12 protein-coding genes are annotated in these 19272 nt (G+C 58.8%); 9 read left to right on the plus strand and 3 right to left on the minus strand.

Annotated features, from left to right (window positions below; genetic code table 11):
* Positions 1-339: 339 nt before the first annotated feature.
* Entirely contained in the window at positions 340-1782 is a 1443-nt protein-coding gene (locus tag WT97_RS18805) for a Shedu immune nuclease family protein (protein ID WP_060354055.1), read from the minus strand.
* A 356-nt stretch (positions 1783-2138) separates the two neighbouring features.
* Here WT97_RS18805 and WT97_RS18810 point away from each other — a divergent pair, with 356 nt between their 5' ends.
* The 4 genes from WT97_RS18810 to WT97_RS18825 all read left to right on the plus strand — a co-directional run bounded on the left by WT97_RS18810 (position 2139) and on the right by WT97_RS18825 (position 8782).
* Positions 2139-5981, plus strand: a complete 3843-nt coding sequence (locus tag WT97_RS18810) for a hypothetical protein (protein WP_060354056.1) — start codon at positions 2139-2141, stop codon at positions 5979-5981.
* An 825-nt stretch (positions 5982-6806) separates the two neighbouring features.
* Positions 6807-7337 (plus strand): hypothetical protein, encoded by a 531-nt coding sequence (locus tag WT97_RS18815; protein WP_257128522.1) that lies wholly within the window; start codon positions 6807-6809, stop codon positions 7335-7337.
* A 13-nt stretch (positions 7338-7350) separates the two neighbouring features.
* The gene (locus WT97_RS18820) at positions 7351-8058 is read left to right on the plus strand and encodes a P-loop NTPase (protein ID WP_060354057.1); all 708 of its coding nucleotides are present in this window, start codon (positions 7351-7353) and stop codon (positions 8056-8058) included.
* Positions 8048-8782 (plus strand): hypothetical protein, encoded by a 735-nt coding sequence (locus WT97_RS18825; protein ID WP_060354094.1) that lies wholly within the window; start codon positions 8048-8050, stop codon positions 8780-8782. The genes WT97_RS18820 and WT97_RS18825 overlap by 11 nt, the downstream gene beginning before the upstream one ends.
* A gap of 47 nt (positions 8783-8829) precedes the next feature.
* Here WT97_RS18825 and WT97_RS18830 read toward each other — a convergent pair whose 3' ends face one another.
* Together WT97_RS18830 and WT97_RS18835 are read right to left on the minus strand one after the other, a co-directional pair.
* Positions 8830-11070, minus strand: coding sequence for a ParB/RepB/Spo0J family partition protein (locus tag WT97_RS18830; RefSeq protein WP_060354095.1), 2241 nt, complete (start codon positions 11068-11070; stop codon positions 8830-8832).
* Between the two features lie 130 nt (positions 11071-11200).
* A complete protein-coding gene (locus tag WT97_RS18835; RefSeq protein WP_060354058.1) occupies positions 11201-12034 on the minus strand; it encodes a DUF932 domain-containing protein in 834 nt (277 codons plus the stop codon).
* A 678-nt stretch (positions 12035-12712) separates the two neighbouring features.
* Here WT97_RS18835 and WT97_RS18840 point away from each other — a divergent pair.
* The 5 genes from WT97_RS18840 to WT97_RS33100 all read left to right on the plus strand — a co-directional run bounded on the left by WT97_RS18840 (position 12713) and on the right by WT97_RS33100 (position 19122).
* Entirely contained in the window at positions 12713-14434 is a 1722-nt protein-coding gene (locus WT97_RS18840; protein WP_257128523.1) for an ATP-dependent endonuclease, read from the plus strand.
* A complete protein-coding gene (locus WT97_RS18845) occupies positions 14424-15842 on the plus strand; it encodes a UvrD-helicase domain-containing protein (RefSeq protein WP_060354060.1) in 1419 nt (472 codons plus the stop codon). The genes WT97_RS18840 and WT97_RS18845 overlap by 11 nt, the downstream gene beginning before the upstream one ends.
* A 387-nt stretch (positions 15843-16229) precedes the next feature.
* The gene (locus tag WT97_RS33095; RefSeq protein WP_218919445.1) at positions 16230-16775 is read left to right on the plus strand and encodes a hypothetical protein; all 546 of its coding nucleotides are present in this window, start codon (positions 16230-16232) and stop codon (positions 16773-16775) included.
* 3 nt (positions 16776-16778) lie between these two features.
* Positions 16779-18467 (plus strand): adenylosuccinate synthetase, encoded by a 1689-nt coding sequence (locus tag WT97_RS18850; RefSeq protein WP_060354061.1) that lies wholly within the window; start codon positions 16779-16781, stop codon positions 18465-18467.
* Positions 18468-18471: 4 nt separating this feature from the next.
* A complete protein-coding gene (locus WT97_RS33100) occupies positions 18472-19122 on the plus strand; it encodes a hypothetical protein (protein WP_082751429.1) in 651 nt (216 codons plus the stop codon).
* Positions 19123-19272: the final 150 nt, after the last annotated feature.

A 19272-nucleotide genomic window follows, 5' to 3' on the forward strand; every position in this document is an offset into this window, starting at 1 on the left:
CGTCCGGCCTCATCCTTTGCGTTTTCAACGATCAGAAAAGCTGGATTGCGAGCAACTCGCATCGGCCGCTTCATTCAATATATATGGTCGTATCAAGAATGCAATGACCTGGAATTTGATGCCTTTGCGCGGCCATGAGAACACTGGAGCGGATAGCCTTCGGTCGGCAGCGGGCTAATCTCTGTCGATATGAAAAGTCCTCCGCCAGTGGCTTAGCCGCTGCTGGATCAATATCATATCGCAGCATATCGATTCGATGCTCTGCGGGCTCGTCTTGTCACCCTCCAGTGGTCGGTCGTACAAGTCCAGAAGGAGCGCGCTTGTCAACAGCCTAAAGAGCTAGAAGGGAACTGGGTTAGGTGCGGCCTCCTGGGGCGAAAGGTGGCTCAGGAGCAATCGCAATTTACCGAGCAGCTCGTCGAAGGTCACCACTTCTACGTTTTTGCAGGCATTCCGGAAAATTTCAAAGCTGCGAAGTTGCGTTTCATCAGTCGGTGTAATTCCCGCGATGACGACGCACTTGGTTGCGTCGGGCCGCGATGCCTGTAGTACAGGACTCACACGATGGACCAACCAGTTGCTGTGAAGCATGCTTTGCTGGTAGAGAACCTGCGTAACCGCGCCGCTGAGATCGGCACTGGGGCCATAAACTTCCCTATTCCGATAGGGCGCATTGAGCATCAGCGCAGTAGTTGGCCTTTTGATTTCGACGATTGCTAATGATTGGCCTTCTCCACCCAAAAGGAAGTCGCCCACCTGAGCCCCTGAACCATCGAGGTTTGACCCTTGAGCATGGAACTGGGTATGTAAGAGGCGTACCGGCCGAGCAAAGAGCATGGTTAGGATGAAGACGTTGTTCTCGAAGAACCGTTGCCAACGTCCTTCAGGGAGTGATTGCTGCAACATGCTCTCGTACCTTTCGATCATATTGACGAGGGTCACTCGCTCAATTTCGGCGTGCAGCGCCATCAGCTCGCCGGGCGCTTCCGCCGCGAGCAGCTCCACGTTGGCGCGAACGGCTCGGACGGTTGATCTTCTCTCAGAGCGGGCGACGGCAATTGACGGGCGCATTCGATCCAGTCGCACTTGCACCAACCGACCAGTTGAGCTGACCTCGACAATGGGCGGGAATCGTTCTGGATTCAATCGAGAAAGAAGAGCATTTCGTACGTGTGTCTTCTTTGCCAACTTGACACGCTCACGCTGGCCGCGTTTCGCTCTATCGAATGCACGTCGCAGAGCGTCCAAATCGTCTTCCGTAATCCAGACTGCTTGATCAATGACCTGAGTGATTCCATCATTAATGACGATGATGTCGACGTCTGGCAGTGCAGCGAGGCTCTGCCAGACAGTGTCAAGTTCATCCTTTAGACCCAAACCAAATATGCATTCGTTGAAGACCCGCCAAGGTTGCCGTGATTCGATAAGTGCGACCGCGTCGTCTGCGCTATCGGGTAATAACTCGTCCTCGACGCGCTGGTAGACTAGCGTCGCGAAACGCCCGTGCCTGGGACTCAGATAGCGTTGAGCATGGGGATTCGTATGGACTGGGTAGGTGACGATCTTTTCCGGGGAGATCCGCGCAAGCAAGTGCCAGTCGCTTTCCGGAAGTGATACCCACACGTCGGAGTTTGATTCGGACCGGGCGAACGTCTGCAAGTACAGGTCTCTGCATGGGATATCGCCGGCGGCAGCGACCTCCAAACGAAACCGCGGCTCCATCACGTCGCGATGATCGAATTCGATTGGAGCGTTCAGTTCACTCCCTGTTTCACTGGCCATTCCCGTCTCCGCTATTCCTGCAGGTGGTATTGCCTAAATTATGAGCGAAAATAGAACAAGTGGGGTGCCGTAGGCATTTTCTGCTCGATTGCGCTACGGCGTTATAAGCCGATTACTAAGGGACCTGCCAATGCAGCGTTGAGCGAGACATTTGTGATCCGGCCGCGGCAACACAATGCGGGTGGCCCGTTCGCCTGATGGTTCTCTGCCGTCAGCATCCGAGTGCTCTAAAATATTGCGGCTCGCACGGACCTCTTATGGGTTTGAGGTGTCATAGCGAGGAGGCGCTGCGGGTACATCCCGATGGACATTGCGGCAACTAACCGATGTGGGAGGCGTCGTTTCGACGACGAGTTATGTCGATTGAAATCATTGGGCAACTTAAGTACCGGCTGCAAGATCATGTTTGTGCGCTGCTAGCAGTGCTTGGATCCGGCAATACTGAAGTTTCACTTCAGGTCGAGCCGAAGGATGGTGAAGATGCTCTGCTGACCCTGCCCGATGGCGTCACCGTCCGAACTTTGGAGGTTCAGGTCAAAGGTGCGGACGTGCGCGTCACTCAGGACGTGCTGGCCGATTGGCTTGCGCACTTTCCGGATCGTGACCACAGCGGTTCACTTCTGGAAAGGCTTATCGCTGACCAAAAGAAGTCGGTGCTTTTTGTGGCCAGCGGTCGATGCAATGATGAGGTCATGTCTCATGCTGTAGAGCTATCTCCATATACAACAGAAGTAAAAAAGGGCTCTGTGACGATTCAAACAGAGCGCGCGATGCGGGCCGGTCTGCAAAACTACGCCAACGCGACGCCGACCGCAGACAAAGAACTGGCCAAGAAGCGTCGAGCACACGTCGGAAGGCTACTATCGATTACCTCGACGACTGTGCTGAAGACATCGCTTCAGCGAGTACTTATTGCGGAGCAGCTCGATGAGCCGGAAGTTTTGCGACGCATTCGGGACGAACTAGTTTCTCGTCATCGAGTAGTTCCAGATCGTGTTGAGGAGGTAACGAGGCGCATTACCGAGATAATCGTACGCGAGAAGCGGACCGGCGTCGATGTGATGCTGGAAGTGAAAAACGTTATTGCGTCTGGAACTGCTGCGGATCCTTTGGTGGCAGCATCGTATGTTCCCAGAGGTGAGGAGAAGGCATTGCTGTCCCAACTGGCGAGAGACTCTGCACTCCTTCTCACTGGAGCACCTCGGGTAGGCAAGAGTTCTTGCGCTCGTAGCCTCGCTTCCTCATTGCAGAATCAAGGTTACAGCGTTAGGGTCTGCTCCGACATTGCCGAGGCGGATCGCTACTTGTGCGAGCCAGTGGCGGGTAACCGAGTAGCGCTCGTAGACGATCCGCTGGGAGGAGCACACGCCTCAGATTACGCATCTCGAGAGTTGATATTGCTTGGCGCGCTGATTCCGAAACTGGGGAATGGTAGACGCCTCATCGTTTCTCAAGCCCAAGACCGGCTACTTGAAGTCTCTAGATACAAATTCATCGATCAAATCCGCATAGGCAAGTTATCGTGGGTGGAGATGGGAATCGGGAGTGCAAACTTTCTGAGCGCTCTTTGGGACATGTCGGCGACTGATTATGCTGTTCCCGCAGGTTTGAAAGCTCAGGTCGAAGATGCTATACAGGCTGGGCAGCTGGACCTCGAGCCGGGCTGCCTCGTGTATCTCGCTGCTAACCATGATAGGTTGGATGTAGCGGCTCCGCTCGAAGAGGTGATCCGCTACGCGCGCCAGGACTCAAAATCCCTGGGCAGCGCGCTTCGGCGGGAACAACTTGCGCCGCTCATGAGCGCGCTGGCAGTTGCCTCAACGCCGGCGTTGCTGATTGCGGAGCCCGAGTTAGCATTCATTTTGGATGATGGACGGGTCGATCGTCCTGGCGAATCAGACGTTCGCGCCATCATGAGTTCGTTTGGTCAAACCTCGACTGCCTCGCCGGCCCCGCCTCCCAGCTATGTCCCTCTGCCGGTCTTGTCAGCCCATCAAAGTGATTCTTTGGAACAGCTCGAACTTCGCCGGATGGTGAGCGTGACGTCTCGGCGTTATACGTTCAGCCATCCGTTCTATCGGGCAAGTGCTGAGTCACTTATAGATGCAGCTACGTCCCGGTCGACGGAAGCGGCGCTTTCTCTCTTGGGGAGGGCTCTATTTACTATCGACGCTGACGCGGCACGTGCGGCTGCTACAAACCTTGGCTGGATCCATCAAAATCTGGATAGCCAAGAAGGCCGACAGGGAGTAGTTGACCTTGCTATCCGTGGGCTGCGCTCAATTTTCCCTGTGGTGCGTGATCTATGCTTCGAGTTCCTCGTAAGGAGACTGGCTTCGCTACCTGTCGAACTGCAGTCTGACGTGTCGGTGTGGGTTCGTAGCGTGACTATGATGGAGCTTCCATATGTTGAATGGTCGGGTGATCAACCTCGGATCCCTGCAGCTACATTTGCGGATTCGTTGGAGGTCGACGCATTCCCAGCAGTGGCTTCTGCGACAGAGGTTAACGGTGCGTTGGAACTCTTGGACAGCGCTCGACCTGATCCGCTCTCAATTCGGGATGCTGCAAAGGTCGTCACTTTTCTGGAGGAGTCGCCGAGCCGATTGACTTCGCAGATGACCGCCCGACTTCTCAGCTTTGACGTGTCGATGGTCCGTGCACCCGTTGTGCGCCTGTGGCTGAGCCAGCCTCGCAGTAATGACCAACATCTGCTGCAGCGTATCTTCAGCGAACAGCACCCCGCGGTTACACGGGCTGCGTATCAGGGCGTTGTGGCGGCCTGGCCTTTCTGTGATGACGAGCGACGTGGCGCTCTGACTAGTGGGCTGCGAGCGATGGCAGACTCGCCAGTTTCAGCTGCTGTTCTTATCGATGACCTAGTAGTCATTGCTCGCGACGAGTTTGGAGGTCAGGATACCCCATGGGCGCTGCTCGAAGCTCTCATGCCGAGAGTTCTTCAACAGCTCCCACCGGGGGTATCCTTCAGAGACGAGCGTCTGTATGACGTGATGGATCAAGCCATTGGAAATATCTCCCTGCAGAGCTTGCTGGAAATTGTGGACCGTTGGATAGAGCTTGTTCAGCAGTACTCGCTGTCCGGCACCCCAAGCGACTACATTCTCGGCGTATCACACATCTTGATGTCCGGCGTCTCGAGCGAATCTGGGGAAAGAGAGGCGCGTATTGAAAGACTGCTTGCTCTGCCGGGCACTGCCAGTCGAATCCGGGTGGTATCGGATCTCGTGGATGCTTGGGGCGACCTCTCAACTAAAGAGCGTACGCGCTTGCTTCAGCATCTGACGACGAGAGCGTTAGACGAGGTTTGGCTGAAAGCAGCCGCTCTGACACGCTCCGCGGTTCCGGCTGAAATTCAAGCGGCACTGCTTCCCGAAGGAATCGACCTGGAATCGTCGCCAGAAGCAATTCTCAACAGACTGCCGTCCCAATTGTTTGCTGCCTGCGTGCAGGTTTTCACCGGCCACCATCCTGTCATTTACTACGTTGGTGCCCACGGATCGCGAAACACTGCGTGGAACGCGATTCTTCGAAGAGTCGTTCGGTTACCGGGGCACACCATGTTCACTGTGGCTTGGGAGTGGCTGTCGTTCATCGGTAAGCCCGCGGAGTTGGCTGAGGTCGCACGTGAACTCGGGCCGGAACAAGCAGAGCGCTTGGCAGGCCTATTACTCGAGCGCAAGCGGCATACCTCTGGCGACTTCATGCAGGAGGTGTGGGAGGCGCTCTTTGGTCTTCCTGTCAGCGATGAGATGAAGTCGGATTGGCTTTCCCGGATGGCGGCCTTGGCGCCCAATGCTCTTGATTCCTTGGAGGAGCACGAGAGCTGGATTCCCGAGTCGCAGCGCGAGAAGTTCTTATCGCACTTCGCTGAGGACTTTGCACTGCGGGAACTGCTTGGTGTCTTGCTGCAATTGCTGAGTAACGGGGGAGATCCGTCAACCTCACGCTCGCTGCTAACGTCCAAGGCTGCCGAGCTGATTGATGTCATGGTTGAAAGGGCACCTCCTAAGCATTGGCACACGTATGAAATAATTCTCAGGTTCTTGAACCTGACCAAGATCTCTGACGAGGCACTGAAGAACAAGTTGGAGGAGCGTCGGTCGCTTGGTATTGAGCGAGCTCACGAGCGTCCAGAAAGGCATACGCCAAGGCTGGAGAACTGGAATGGGCGCTCTTGACATGGATGCCCGCCATTGGATTTCCGAGTTCAGGTATTCATCCGCCCTGTGAGGAGGTACACCGCAATGCCAACCTTTCATACGGATGTACGCCACTTGGTCCGGGAAGACTTGATCTTCTGAAACCTCTACAAGTTGGCAATCAGCTGGCAGGAGCGTCCACCCCGTTCTAACTCAGCACAGGCTGCACCTCGCCTGAAGTGTGCGCCTAAAACCGGCGCAAGCCTATCCTGCCATTACTTTTGCAATATCGTTTTTCCGTTGCTTAGCTGGACGCTTTCCGTTAAGTCTGCCCCTCGGGTCTGTGAGGTCATTCGCGCCATTCCGTTAGCCCACCAGCAGTAAAGTCTGCTCGTGCCTCGGGTCTGGGGGAGTCGGCTGGTCGAGCCAAGTTTGTGAGGTCGGCACAGCGAGTTCGTTCCGTTTGGCGCAACAGTTCGGGGGTTCTTGGCCAGGAATCGGAGAGGGCGCTCCCTCGCGTCGCATCAATCGGCAGTCATAGTCCGATTGGTTGCAGCCAGATGTCGGCTCGCTCCAGCGGCACGGTTTGCGATGTGCGGATAAACAATCGTATCGGTGCGCCATAACGTCTGCGAGCGCGAACGTTAGCGTTCGTTGGCTTCATCCTCGGAGGTCACATGTCGAGCGACCGTAGTTCGCGGCATGCAACAGCCGTTGTTGCCGATCGCCCTGGAATAGGTTGCAGAGCCCCGCGTTCCATTCTGCGCGCCTCGATCTTCGAAGTTGTTCGCTTGGAAAGTCCGACAAAAAATTTTTCTATTCCGTCTATTTCCGAAGCATTCCAAGCGCTTCCGAAACTGCCGAATGCGCGCCAGACCCGGTATTGACGTGCCTTTTGTTGATTCGCATGATGATCTCGACGGTGACGTATGGGAGCGAATCGTGCGGGGTGCAAAGAGCTATACGCGGGCGCAGTGGGACGACTTTTTCCGCACGCTCGAAGCATTGCCTGAGAAACCCAGGAATGAACAACGCGTCACGGTCAGCGACGCGATGAAAGAGAAGCGCGTGCAGATCGCGGCGACGCAGGCGAAGGGCTATACGCTCGAAGAGATCGTCCAGGAGGCCGAGCGGAAAGGGATCGACGTCACCATCGGCGCAATCAAATATGCGCTGTATCGTCCAGCGCCTTCCGATGGGAACGCCGAGGTAACCGATACGCGAGGCGGGGGCAGAGGACAACAACCGGTGGGTCGAAGAAAGGCGGGAAAGCGAGCAGGCAATGCCCGCGACGACGCACGACAACAAAGGGAAAGGGGCGTAAATCAGCCGGGATCGATGCAGATTCAGGACGCCTTCTCGTTTGAGATCAGACCTGATATCGAAAACCTGTAGGAGGAAGTTGAGCATGGATGCGACCCAACCCATTTATCTGGTCGGGGGTAGCAAGGGCGGCGTAGGCAAAAGCATGGTGACGCTCGCTCTCGCAGACCACCTGCAGCGAAGGGACACGCACGCAGTTCTGGTCGAAACGGATACGTCCAATCCTGATGTCATGAAAGCGCTTCGGGATGAGATGAAATGCGCAGCGTACGATCTCGACGATGCGGACGGCTGGATCGGCTTCGTCAACTTTTGCGATGCGCACCGGGGCGCAGCCGTTATCGTGAACACAGCAGCGCGCAATCAAACGGGAGTGGCCCGATATGGCGGGACACTGGCCCGGACGCTCGAAGAACTGGGGCGACAACTCGTCGTGCTGTGGGTGATCAACAGGCAGCGCGACAGTCTGGAGTTGCTGCACATATTCGCGCAGACGTTCCCCGATACGTTAACGCACGTCGTTCGCAACGGTTACTTCGGCACGCCCGACAAGTTCGCGCTGTATCAGGAATCGCAGCTTCGTAAGTCGATTGAAATGAAGGGCCGTTCGCTTGATTTCCCTGATCTTGCCGATCGTGTTGCCGACGAGCTGCGCAGTCAACGTATCTCGATCCGCAAGGCGGCCGAGACAATGCAAATCGGTCAGCGCGCGGAGCTGTTCCGTTGGCGTGAGTTGTGCGACGCCATGTTCTCCAAGGTGATTAGCACCAATGGCCCGGACCATGAGCAATAGGCAGTCGAGAACCATCGATCCACTGATCCGCCTATTTTGTGAGGTGTCGGGCGATGTTCCGGAAGAAGCCAGCCTGGCTCGCATGCGCCGGGTGTCCGGTGCTCTGAATCTACGTGACAACGATGCGCTATGGGCGATGATTGCTGTGCTCGAATACTATGCACGGCTGTACGAGGCTATGCCCGAACGTATCCGATGGGCAAGTGAGGGGAGCCTCGAAGCCGCGCGCCGGGAAGTCGGCGGGGCGACCGACGCATTGATGCAGCAACATCAGGATGCGCTCGAGCGATGCAAGGCGACGATCGAACTGGCGGAAAACCTGATACAGGAACATGAAGTGCGGTATCGGGCAGCGTTGGCGAGCGTGAATGAGGCGGCGATGACGGACTTGATCGAACGGATGGCGAATCGGGTATCGCGCGTGGCAGGCAACCGGCTGATTGGTGCGGCGGCGACTTCGGCACGCGAGCAACGTGAGCGATTGGACGACACCATCAGCACATTTGAGCGGACGGTCGAGGCGTCGGCGGCGCGGATGGAGGCAATGGCGACACAAATGGGAAAAGGTTTTGCGCGCTCGATGCATCGGTTATTGCTGGTTGGGGGTGCCCTGCTTTGTCTGCTACTGGTTGTCGCCTCGGGCACAGGCTGGTGGATCGGAGGCCACGGGGCAGGCGCGGACTGTCGTGCCGTGCAGGTCCGGCACGCAGACGGCAGGCCGTAAGGGGCGCTGCCGTCTGCTCTGTCGCGCTCTGAGGCACGGTGGCTATGCTACGCGGTGCGCGAGTCAGCTTGCGCCGAGTTCAGCGGAGCGGTAGTCGGGAAGGGCCAGGGCGGCTGCTCGGTGTCTGTAGCGGAAGGCGCTTCCGGGCAAGGCGTGTTGTTGACATGCTTGTCGCCGTCGCCAGTACCCGACTCAGCATCGGTATCGTCGTCACCCTCCGCATCGCCGCCATCTTCCTCGGTACCCGCATCGTCCTCATCCTCGTTGTCCTCGCGGACAACCCATGACTGCATGGCCAGGGTTTCGCGGTCGGTGAGGATTTCCGGGAGCCATGCGACGTTGGCGAGGCGCAGTTCGGCGGCGGCAGCGGCGTCGGCCTTCTTCATCTTTACGAAGTCGGCAGCCACTTTGGGTGACACGGCGGCGGATACGACTTCCGCGATGCGAGCCTTGCTGACATGGTCGAAGTACGTGGCGCGAGTTGGCCTCCAGTACTTGGCCATATCGAGGTTCAGCGCCTCCGCGAGCGCATTGATGGCAAGCGGCTTTTCCTCGCCCGCGATGCCATCGAGCAGCGTACCGGTACAGAAGGCGAGCAGATCAAGTAGCGTCGTGCCGGAGTCTTGCTGAATCAGCCAAGGGAGCAGGTCGGATCGTTTCGCCGGCAGTTCCTCGACCCACCGTGCGCGCTGTGCTTCGATAGTGCCCCATGCTGGGCTCTCCGTCAGGTCGTCTGCCGCCCTCAGTAGATGGTCATGATTGTTTTCTGCGGACAGTGTCAGATAGTCCGGCGCGGATGTATAGCCATAGTGCTCGGGCAGCGCCTGCGGGATCAGGTGTCGGAGCAGCGCTGCGAGTGCAACGGCGGGCTGTGCGACCAGTTCCGCATGGATGGCTGCGGTGCGGTGCGCGGTCAGCCGCTGACAGAGCTTCGCGCTGTGGACCGGTTTAACCTTCGGAGCCGGTGCTCCCGCTGCGTTCGGGGCTTCGGCTTCGGGCGTACCGGTGATGGTCGCGCCTGCCGCGTCCAGTGCCGCGCTATTCTCGCGCCGCACGAGGCCCCGCTCGACGGTGAGTTCGCCCTGCGGACCGACGATCACGTATGCGCCAGACTCGGCCATTTGCGACGTATCCCACACGACAGCGTGGCTTTCAATTGCCATGATTGCGGCATTCATCCGCTCGATTTCTGCGTCGAGGCGTTCGGCTTCTTCGTAGGCGTTTTCATCGTCCTCCGACATCGCGTCGAGCTTTTCAACCAGTTCGTCGTGCTGCGCCGTAAGCGCGTCGATTTCGCGCTGCTCATCCTGAGTGTAGGGGCGATGGAGCGGTTGCAATTTTCCGTAGCGATTCAATTCCAGCACGTCGCGCTCGACACGCGTTTCGACCCAACCCCAGCCTTCGGCACGGACTTCCTCGGCGGCTACGTCGAGCTTCTGCGCAACCAAGTGTTGTAGCAGGTCGGCGTCGGCAATGTAGCCCGCGTTTTCGTCGTCACTGAACAGGTCACGACGCACATACCCACCCGCTGCCTCATAGGCGGCGAGGCCAACGAAACGCACTAGACGGCTTCGGCTCGCGTCGATCTCGGCGCGGGTGATCGCCTGCCGCAAATAATGCGGTTGACGCTGCCACTCATTTGCCTCAAACCAGAGACGTTCCTGCGTTTCGTGGTCATCCGCGAGGGCGAGCGCGGACAGTTGGTCTAGCGTGATTGCGTCCTCGCGCAGCAGCGCGAGCAGCTTGGGCGACACGTTGGCGAGCTTCATGCGCCGTTTGACCGTGATGGGCGAGGCGGAAAAGAGCGCGGCGATGTAATCGACGCTTCTCCCTTCCTCGGCCAGCATCCGGTATGCACGCAGCACGTCGAATGGATCCAGCCCCTCGCGCTCACTGTTCTCGATCAGCGAAATGGCGAGCGCTTCGCCTTCGCTTACGATCCGCACGGGCACCGGATAAGCGGCTGTGATGTGCTTCTGCTCGAACAACAAATCGAGTGCGGCTTTCCGGCGCTGGCCCGCGCAGACACCGTACTTGCGGTGTTTCCCGCGCGAGCCCTTGATTTCATGGACGACGAGGTTTTGCAGCAACCCCTTTGCGCGGATGTTGGCCGCGAGTCCCGCGATGCCAGCGAGGGGCTTCGTGCGGACGTTCAGCGGTGAGCGCCGCAGGCTCGAATACGGCACGATTACTACTGGCTGCTCGTCGCCGAAATTCGTTTCGAGCAGGGTTGCGGGTTCGGCAGCGTCAACGGCGGCAGTGACGGTTTCGACATTTTGGGCTTGCATGATCGACTCCGGAAAGTGAAAAAGAAGGCGCCGGGCCATTGCGGTGTGAATGCGTCAGGACGTGACCCGGCGGGCGTCACGACGCGAACGCGGCGAGGCGGGGCGGCGTGAGTGCGCCACCCCGAAGTCGCTACGCCTTCATCTGGCGCATGGCGTCGGCGAGCATCCACAGCGCGCGGTTGAGCTTCACGTTCTGGTCGATGCCGGTGATCGGACGCGTGGACATGGAGCGGCCGGAGCGCGAGCGGCCGTGCAGCCCGCCCTTCGTGAGGTTTTCCTGCACGCGGTTAAAGACGGTCCAAAGGTCGTCGCGGCGATCCTCGAAGCGACGCGGGGCGAGCAGTTGACTGTCCGTGATGGGGGCGGGGGCTTCGGTGTCGGTCGGGTCGTAGCGCAACGCGAGGGCGGAGCGGGCGAACGCGTGTTGCTCGTCGTGGTCGAGCGTCACAGCGCGCATGCCATCCTTCTGCTCGCGGATCAAGTCGAAGCCATCGAGCACGTCGAACGCACCGTTGATTACGTTCTGGACGACGTTGCCTTTATGCGGCACGCGGATATCGGCGATGTTGTCGCCGGCGACCATGCCGTTTTGGCACACAAACCGGAAGGTGCCTGCGAGCATCTGATAACTACTCGTGCCGTCGTGCGAGTTCAGCATCACAATTTCGTCGGCTTCCTCGCCGGTGATCTGATCCGCATGGCGCAGCCGGAGCATATGCTTGGTGAATTCGCGCTTGCCCTCATCGCGCACGCGGGTCTGGCAGATCATGAACGGCTGAAAGCCTTCGTTGCGTAGGCCGCGCAGCACCTCGATGGTGGGAATGTAGGTGTAGCGCTCGGAGCGGCTTTCGTGCTTCCCTTCGGCGAATATGGACGGGGCAATGCGGCGAATCTGATGGTCTGAGAGGGGCGAGTCCGCGCGCAGCATCGGGGAGCCGTAATGGAAAGAGGAAGCGAGTTGCATGGCAGTTCTCCACAGTCAAGGTTGAGGACTTGAACCGGGCGAAGGGATGTAACTTGGCCGTTGCGGCTGGACACCTCCCGGTGGAACCCGGGGTTGGCTTTGCTGCCGCCAGGCTCCCGGGTTCCCGCCCGTGCGACTGGAGGAGCCGATAGCGGGCAGGCGTCAAGGAAAAAGGCGAGGGAGGGGTGCGGGCAACACGGTCCCGAGCCCCTTGATGCCTGCCCGCTATCGGCTACGGTCGCGGGTCAAGGGCGGGAAGCTGGGAGTCGGGTGCATGCCATGCCGCAGGTTGACCGGGCAGACATGGCGTGAGCCGAGCGCTGCTGCATGGCCGTGGGGGCTGCGGCTGGGATATCAGTTGCACCGGGCGTCGAGCAGTCTTGGGCAGACCAACCGATCTGGCCGTGTCTAAGCTGATGTGAGCGGGGTGTTTGACGCGAAGATACGGCAGCTACCAGGGAGCTTTAGGCCGACTTTTTCGCTAGATTCATAACGATGTTGTTCGTAATCGCCGACTTTGGACGTGGCGGTTTCGGGTTTTACTCCTTCGCGAGCCTTTACAATGTTTGAAGGCAGCGCATGGGCTCGTGTCATCCTGGTGCTGTGGCGATCCATATGGCGGCAAATTGACGACCAAGCCGATGTCAAAAACATGGGGAAGATGGCGTGGCGCGAATATTGAAGATCGACATCCAGCATTTCAGATCAATTCACTCCCTGAGCTGGTTGCCCTCGCTAGGCTTGAACTGCCTGATTGGCCCTGGCGATAGCGGCAAAACTACGATTCTCGATGCCATCGACCTGTGCCTTGGCGCCCGGCGAAATGTCTCATTCGGCGATACTGATTTTTTCGGTCTGGATGTCACCCAACCTATCCAGATCACGCTGACGCTGGGCACGCTACCGGATTCACTGAAAGACCTGGATACCTACGGCCAGTACCTGCAGGCTTTCAATTCCAACACGGGGCTTATCGAGGAAGAGCCCCGACAAGGGCTGGAAACCGTCCTCGTGCTACGTCTGACCGTCGACAGCGAACTAGAACCGGTGTGGTCGCTGGTGTCCCAACGCGCCCTGGCGCTCGGGCAGGAGCGCAGCGTCGCCTGGAAAGACCGGCTTTTGTTGGCGCCCGCGCGGCTCGGCGCTTACACCAGCTCCAACCTGTCGTGGACCCGCGGGTCCGTGCTCAACCGCGTGTCTGAAGAGCGTCCCAATCTTGCGGCTGAACTGGCAAATGCAGCCCGCGAGGCGCGAACTCAGTTCGGAAACCAGGCGGGTGCCCAACTGGCTGAAACGCTGCAAATCGTGACCCGGACGGCCGGCCAATTGGGGGTTCCGGTCGGCGCGCAGGCCCAGGCGCTGCTTGATGCACACTCCGTCTCCATCGGTGATGGAGCCATTACGTTGCACGATGAGCGAGGCGTACCCCTGCGCTCGCTGGGCACCGGTTCATCCCGGTTACTTGTCGCTGGCCTGCAGCGCGCGGCAGCGCAGCGCGCTTCCATTGCACTGGTGGACGAGGTCGAGTATGGCCTGGAGCCGCACCGGCTCGTGCGCCTGCTCGACTCGCTCGGCGCCAAGGAGAATCCCCCGCCGCTCCAAGTCTTCCTGACCACCCATTCGCCTGTGGCCGTCCGGGAGCTCAGCGGCAATCAGATCTTCGTGACGCGAAAGGGGGCCGACGGTGTCCACCAGGTTCGCGTGGTCGGTATCGCAGACGACGTGCAGAGCACGATTCGACTGGATCCAGAAGCTTTTCTCGCGCGCAGTGTCATTGTCTGCGAGGGTGCGAGCGAGGTCGGCCTCGTGCGTGGCCTCGACCAGTATTGGACGGAATTGGGCTTTCGATCGCTGTTGGCGGCAGGTACCGCCTATGTGAACGTGGGCGGAGGCGACCCCGATCGATGTTTTGTCCGTGCCCTGGCCATGCTAAATCTCGGCTATCGCGTCATGGTGCTGGTCGACGCGGACAAGCCACCGACGCAGGCACTTGTCGATAGCTATCGTGCCCGCGGCGGCGAGTTCATCACATGGAGGCTACCGCGCGCGTTGGAGGATGAACTCTTTCTCAGTCTGCCGGACGCGGCCGTGGATGCCTTGCTTCAGCGTGCCGTCGCGTTCTTGGACGAAGAACTCATTGGATCTCACATCGCCGCGCAGTCGCAGGGGCAGGTAACGCTTTCCGGGATCAGGCAGCAGCGTCAGGAGGGACAGCCGTACGCTCTGGATGTCAGGTCGCTACTGGCGCTGACGTCGCGAAACCGAAGGAACGGCTGGTACAAGTCACTTACCAGATTCGAGATCCTGGCTCGCGAGATTGTTGGCCCCAACCTCGCGAGCTCAGAAGCGGGCTTCGGGGCGCTGATCAACCAACTCTTCCGGTGGGCTCATGCCGCCTGAGTACGATCTGCTTGCTTTCCGTCACGGCGCGGTGACGGCGCCGGCGGGCTGCGGCAAGACGCAGATCATCGCCGACACCCTGACGCTACACGCCGGGCCCAAGCCCGTCCTCGTCCTTACCCACACGAACGCAGGGGTGGCCACCTTGCGGCTTCGTATGCAACGCGGCAACGTCCCAGCGTCTGCGTACCGTGTGGCCACCATCGACGGCTTCGCGATGCGGCTGGTCGGCATGTTTCCGGAGCGAAGCGCCACACCTGCTGCTGTGCTCGAGTTGAGAAACCCAGGCGCCGACTATCCCGCCATCCGTCAGGCCGCGTGCAGGCTGCTGCAGGGAGGTCATTTAAACGACATCCTTGCGGCCAGCTACGCTCACGTCATCGTCGATGAATACCAGGACTGCAACCTGGTACAGCACACTCTGGTCGTGGCGCTTGCCGCAGTATTGCCCACCTGCGTGCTCGGCGACCCGATGCAGGCGATCTTCGGTTTTGGCGGCAATCAGTTGGTCGACTGGGATGCGCACGTGCTGGCGCAGTTTCCCTCGATCGGCGAACTCGACCGACCCTGGCGCTGGATTAACGCCGGTACTCCCGGTTTGGGGCAGTGGCTTCTGGCGTGCCGGCGCGTGCTGCATGGCGGCGGGCACGTCGACCTGCGTCAAGCACCTGCCGAGGTCACGTGGATCCAACTGCAGCCCGCAACGGCCGACCGGCAGCGTCTGGCAGCCGCATTGACAAGGGCGGTGACGCCGGAGGGGCAGGTGCTGGTGATTGGCGACAGCCGCAACCCCCGTGGGCGTCGGCAGATGGCAAGTCAAACGCCTGGAGCAACTGCCGTTGAACCGGTCGATCTGGCTGACCTGACAACCTTCGGCCAGCAGTTCGACCTGCAGGCGCCGGATGCGTTGACGCGGCTAGTCCATTTCGCGGCCGACACGATGACGCAGGTCGGTGCCGCTACCCTGTTGCCGCGGCTGGAAAGCCTGAGACGTGGAACGGCACGTACTCCTCCTACACCGGCCGAAGCCGCACTGGTTGCGTTCGCGGCGACGCCGACCTTCCCCTTGGCAGGGGAGGCACTGAGGACCCTGTCACGCCAGGAGAACGCCCGCGTGTATCGGCCGGAGGTCCTGTATGGTTGCTTGCGTGCCATGCAGGCGGTGGCCACCGGCCGCTGCGCCTTCGCAGCGGCCACCGTGCGGGAGCGGGAACGGAATCGGCATGAGAGCCGGCCGCTGGCGCGCCGCGCGATCGGCAGTACTTTGCTGTTGAAGGGACTGGAAGCAGAAGTCGCGGTCATATCGAATCCGGAAACTATGGACGCCAAGCATCTCTACGTTGCTATGACGCGCGGATCGGCGCGACTGGTCATCTGCTCCGCGACTGCGGAACTCGTCCCTCGATAGGCGGTCCGTAAAGCGACAAATCGACATAGTGTTGCTGGTTGTGCCCCCATATGCACACCGCTTTCCTTCCATGTAAGAATCGTGACCCTCGGCCGGTTCCGCGTCGCAAGCCTGATTTCGACGAGCGGCGTGAGGGCAGCGCGTCCGCACAACTAGTGGCGAGGATGGCCAAGGCGAACTGGATTAACGCATACGCGGCATGTATCGGTACCTGCTTGGGCAACGGGCTCGATGCGTTCTTCAAAAGACTCGATCTAGTGATTCATTGACTAAAACTGAAAGGGTTATTATCTTCTTGTTGGCTGGACTACTTCGCCACTAACTGTCGCCGTATTTCAAAGTTTTATAACTGCGGACGAGTGAGCGATGACGACCCGGGGAATGGTCATGACGATCAAGCGTTTGCTGCTTCTTAGCGGTCCGATGCGATCTGGAAAGACTTCCGTCGCGGAGGTTTTGAAGAGAAGTTACGGTTTCTCTGGCATTAGTACCGGGGGGTATCTCAGGAGCTGTATTCCGCCGGGGCGTGGCGATGTCACGCGTTCATCGCTTCAGGATCTTGGCGACCGTCTGGACTTCGAAACGGACTTTGCGTGGGTCGTTGACGCGGTCTCTATTCCCGCAATGGCGGCGGCTCCTACAACCGAAAACTGGTTGCTGGATGCCGTTCGAAAGCCGCGTCAGATCGAACACTTTCGCGCGCAGTTTCCCCGCGTGTTGCGGCACGTTCATCTCCATGCGCCAGAATCGACTTTGCAGAATCGCTACGCGGCGGGGCTTTCACCTTCTGCCACTGCCTATACCTTGGCGTTAGCGCACCCGAATGAAGTAGCAGCCAGATCGTTAGGCGATCTGGCGGATGAAACTTTCGATACCGCGCGAGCTTCAGCGTCGGAGATTGCGGCGCAAATCGCTGACCTCTGGAGGGAATGACCCATGCGTAATCGCCAGATCGTGGTCATCAGCGGTAAGACGTGCAGTGGGAAGACGGGGCTGGCAAATCTCCTCGAAAGGGAATTCCAGTTCCGTGTTGTGCGCACCAGGCAGGTATTGGCGGGAATCGGTGATCCGGAAAAATCCCAAGATGACCGGCGGGCGTTGATCGAACGTGGGCTGCAAGCCGATAAAGCCACCGACTCGAAATGGTTGCTTTATGCGACGCAGGAGGTTTTGAAGGGACTGGATCCAGCCAGATCGCTCGTTATCGACCATCTCAGCACTCCTGCGCAGGTTGCCCAGTTTCGCAAGGCTTTTGGGGAAGATCTGATTCACGTGCATCTGTATGCGAGCAACCAGACATTACAGGAGCGTTACGCACGTACAGAAGGACAGGAAGCAGGAGCGCCCCCGTACGCGGAGATTGACCACCTGAAGGATGAGGACGACGTTCGTGCACTCAAAGAGGATGCCGATGTCCGCATCTACACGACTCGGTCAGACGCAAGAGATACGCTGGTTCGGGTGGCGGCCAGGTTGCATCTCTACACGCCGCCCGACATCCGATGTGTTGACGTGCTGATCGGCGGTCAATATGGAAGCGAGGGAAAAGGTAATGTCGTTTCCTATCTGGCTCGTGAATATGACGTCATAGTAAGAGTGGGTGGTCCGAACGCTGGGCACACCGTTGCCAGCGCGCAGGGCCCATACACGTATCATCATCTGCCGTCCGGGGCGCGTGATGTTGCTTCGCGGTTGCTGCTCGGTCCGGGAATGACTATTCGCCTGAAAGGACTCTTCGACGAAATTTGCGACTGCGACATTGGGCCGGATAGGCTGTTTATCGATCCGCAAGCTACCATCATCGAGGACGAGGACGTCGAGAACGAGGGAACCCATCTCGTTTCGACGATCGCATCGACGGGGAGCGGTAGTGGCGCAGCAACGGCGCGACGTATATTGAGCCGCGGGAAAAGTAATTTTCGTATGGCCAAGGACGTGCCCGCCCTCGCCCCCTACGTGGGTACGGAAGGAAATTACCATGGCACCACTGCGGACAGGCTTGAAGAGGCTTACCGTAACGGGCAGTCTATCCTGCTTGAGGGTACCCAGGGAAGTGGGCTGAGTCTCTTCCATGGTACCTATCCCTATGTGACGTCACGCGATACAAATGTCGCGGGGTGTCTTGCAGAGGCCGGTATTTCTCCGAGCCGGGTCCGAAAGATTCTGATGGTGGTACGGCCGATGCCCATTCGAGTGGGCGATCCGGACGGGGACCAAGGACATACATCCGGTCCGCTCAAGCACGCTACAACGTTTGACGAGATTGCCCGGCAAGCAAAGCTCGATGCCGCCGCTTTGCATAGGGCAGAAAAGACGTCCACAACGAAACGGAAACGTCGGGTCGGGTGGTTCGAGTGGGAACAATTCCGCAAGGCTTGCGCTTTGAATGCGCCGACAGATATCGTCTTAACCTTCGCTGACTACCTTCACGCCAGCAATCGAAATGCGCGGCGGTTCGAACAGTTGACTCCTGACACGATAAAATTTGTGGAGGAGCTTGAGCGGGTTTCCCAAGCCCCTGTTTCCCTTATTAATACCCGCTTCCCGAGGGAGGAGGATGGCACGGATGATCTGCGCTCGCTAATCGATCGGCGAAACTGGACAGCACGTAACCACTCAAAATAACAGTATGGAAATAGACAAACTGATCGAGTTGTATCCGCGGCTGTACCACATGGCGGAGTGCGGCACGTGGGAGAGCATCAGGGCGCGTGGGCTGCTTAGCGCAAGTGCGGTGCTGAATCATTTTGGATTGGAAGGTGATGACCGGGCGCCATATGAAAGCATGCAGCGTTCGGAAAAAATGAAAGTGCTTGCAGGCCATCCAGAAGGAATTGTGCTTCGTGATCAAAAACCGATGCCTCGCAGTCGGCTTCTGGTCGCTCTGCAAGATGGGATCACCCCAGAGGAGTGGTATCGCACGATCAACACTAAGGTCTTCTTTTGGGCTACAAGGGAGAGGCTGATAGGGTTGCTGAATGCGAGAGACTATCGAGCGCTCGAACATGACGTCTTGACAATCGACGCGGCCCCGTTCATTCGCCACTACAGAAATCAGATATGGCTTTGTCATATGAACTCTGGCAACACGTGGCCAATGCCGCATCGGCGCGGTGCAGATACGTTTTGTCGAATTGCTGATTATCCAGTGAGGCCATCGGGAAAACCGGTCAGGCCGGTGGCAGAACTGGTGGTCGATCACAGCGTGCCGGATATTGCACGCTACGTGATCGAAGTTCATCGAATGAGGGGCGAAGATACGCTGGGTCGGATATTGTAAGGCCGACTCGGACGGTTCACGCGTCGCGCGTTGTGTGTGAGACAAGCGACGCCCTTGCATGTTACTGGGATGTGGTCGCTTGGATCGTCGTCGGCATTCTACTACCCACAGATCGGAGAGGCGTCGCGACGGCCAGGCATGCTCGGTCGC

The sequence above is a fragment of the Burkholderia sp. MSMB1459WGS genome, from assembly GCF_001534535.1.
Taxonomy (GTDB): domain Bacteria; phylum Pseudomonadota; class Gammaproteobacteria; order Burkholderiales; family Burkholderiaceae; genus Burkholderia.

Coding starts and splice junctions, on each gene's coding strand:
- WT97_RS18805 (WP_060354055.1), bottom strand. CDS start 1,782: ATGGCCAGTGAAACAGGGAGTGAACTGAACGCTCCAATCGAATTCGAT.
- WT97_RS18810 (WP_060354056.1), top strand. CDS start 2,139: ATGTCGATTGAAATCATTGGGCAACTTAAGTACCGGCTGCAAGATCAT.
- WT97_RS18815 (WP_257128522.1), top strand. CDS start 6,807: ATGCGCGCCAGACCCGGTATTGACGTGCCTTTTGTTGATTCGCATGAT.
- WT97_RS18820 (WP_060354057.1), top strand. CDS start 7,351: ATGGATGCGACCCAACCCATTTATCTGGTCGGGGGTAGCAAGGGCGGC.
- WT97_RS18825 (WP_060354094.1), top strand. CDS start 8,048: ATGAGCAATAGGCAGTCGAGAACCATCGATCCACTGATCCGCCTATTT.
- WT97_RS18830 (WP_060354095.1), bottom strand. CDS start 11,070: ATGCAAGCCCAAAATGTCGAAACCGTCACTGCCGCCGTTGACGCTGCC.
- WT97_RS18835 (WP_060354058.1), bottom strand. CDS start 12,034: ATGCAACTCGCTTCCTCTTTCCATTACGGCTCCCCGATGCTGCGCGCG.
- WT97_RS18845 (WP_060354060.1), top strand. CDS start 14,424: ATGCCGCCTGAGTACGATCTGCTTGCTTTCCGTCACGGCGCGGTGACG.
- WT97_RS33095 (WP_218919445.1), top strand. CDS start 16,230: ATGACGATCAAGCGTTTGCTGCTTCTTAGCGGTCCGATGCGATCTGGA.
- WT97_RS18850 (WP_060354061.1), top strand. CDS start 16,779: ATGCGTAATCGCCAGATCGTGGTCATCAGCGGTAAGACGTGCAGTGGG.
- WT97_RS33100 (WP_082751429.1), top strand. CDS start 18,472: ATGGAAATAGACAAACTGATCGAGTTGTATCCGCGGCTGTACCACATG.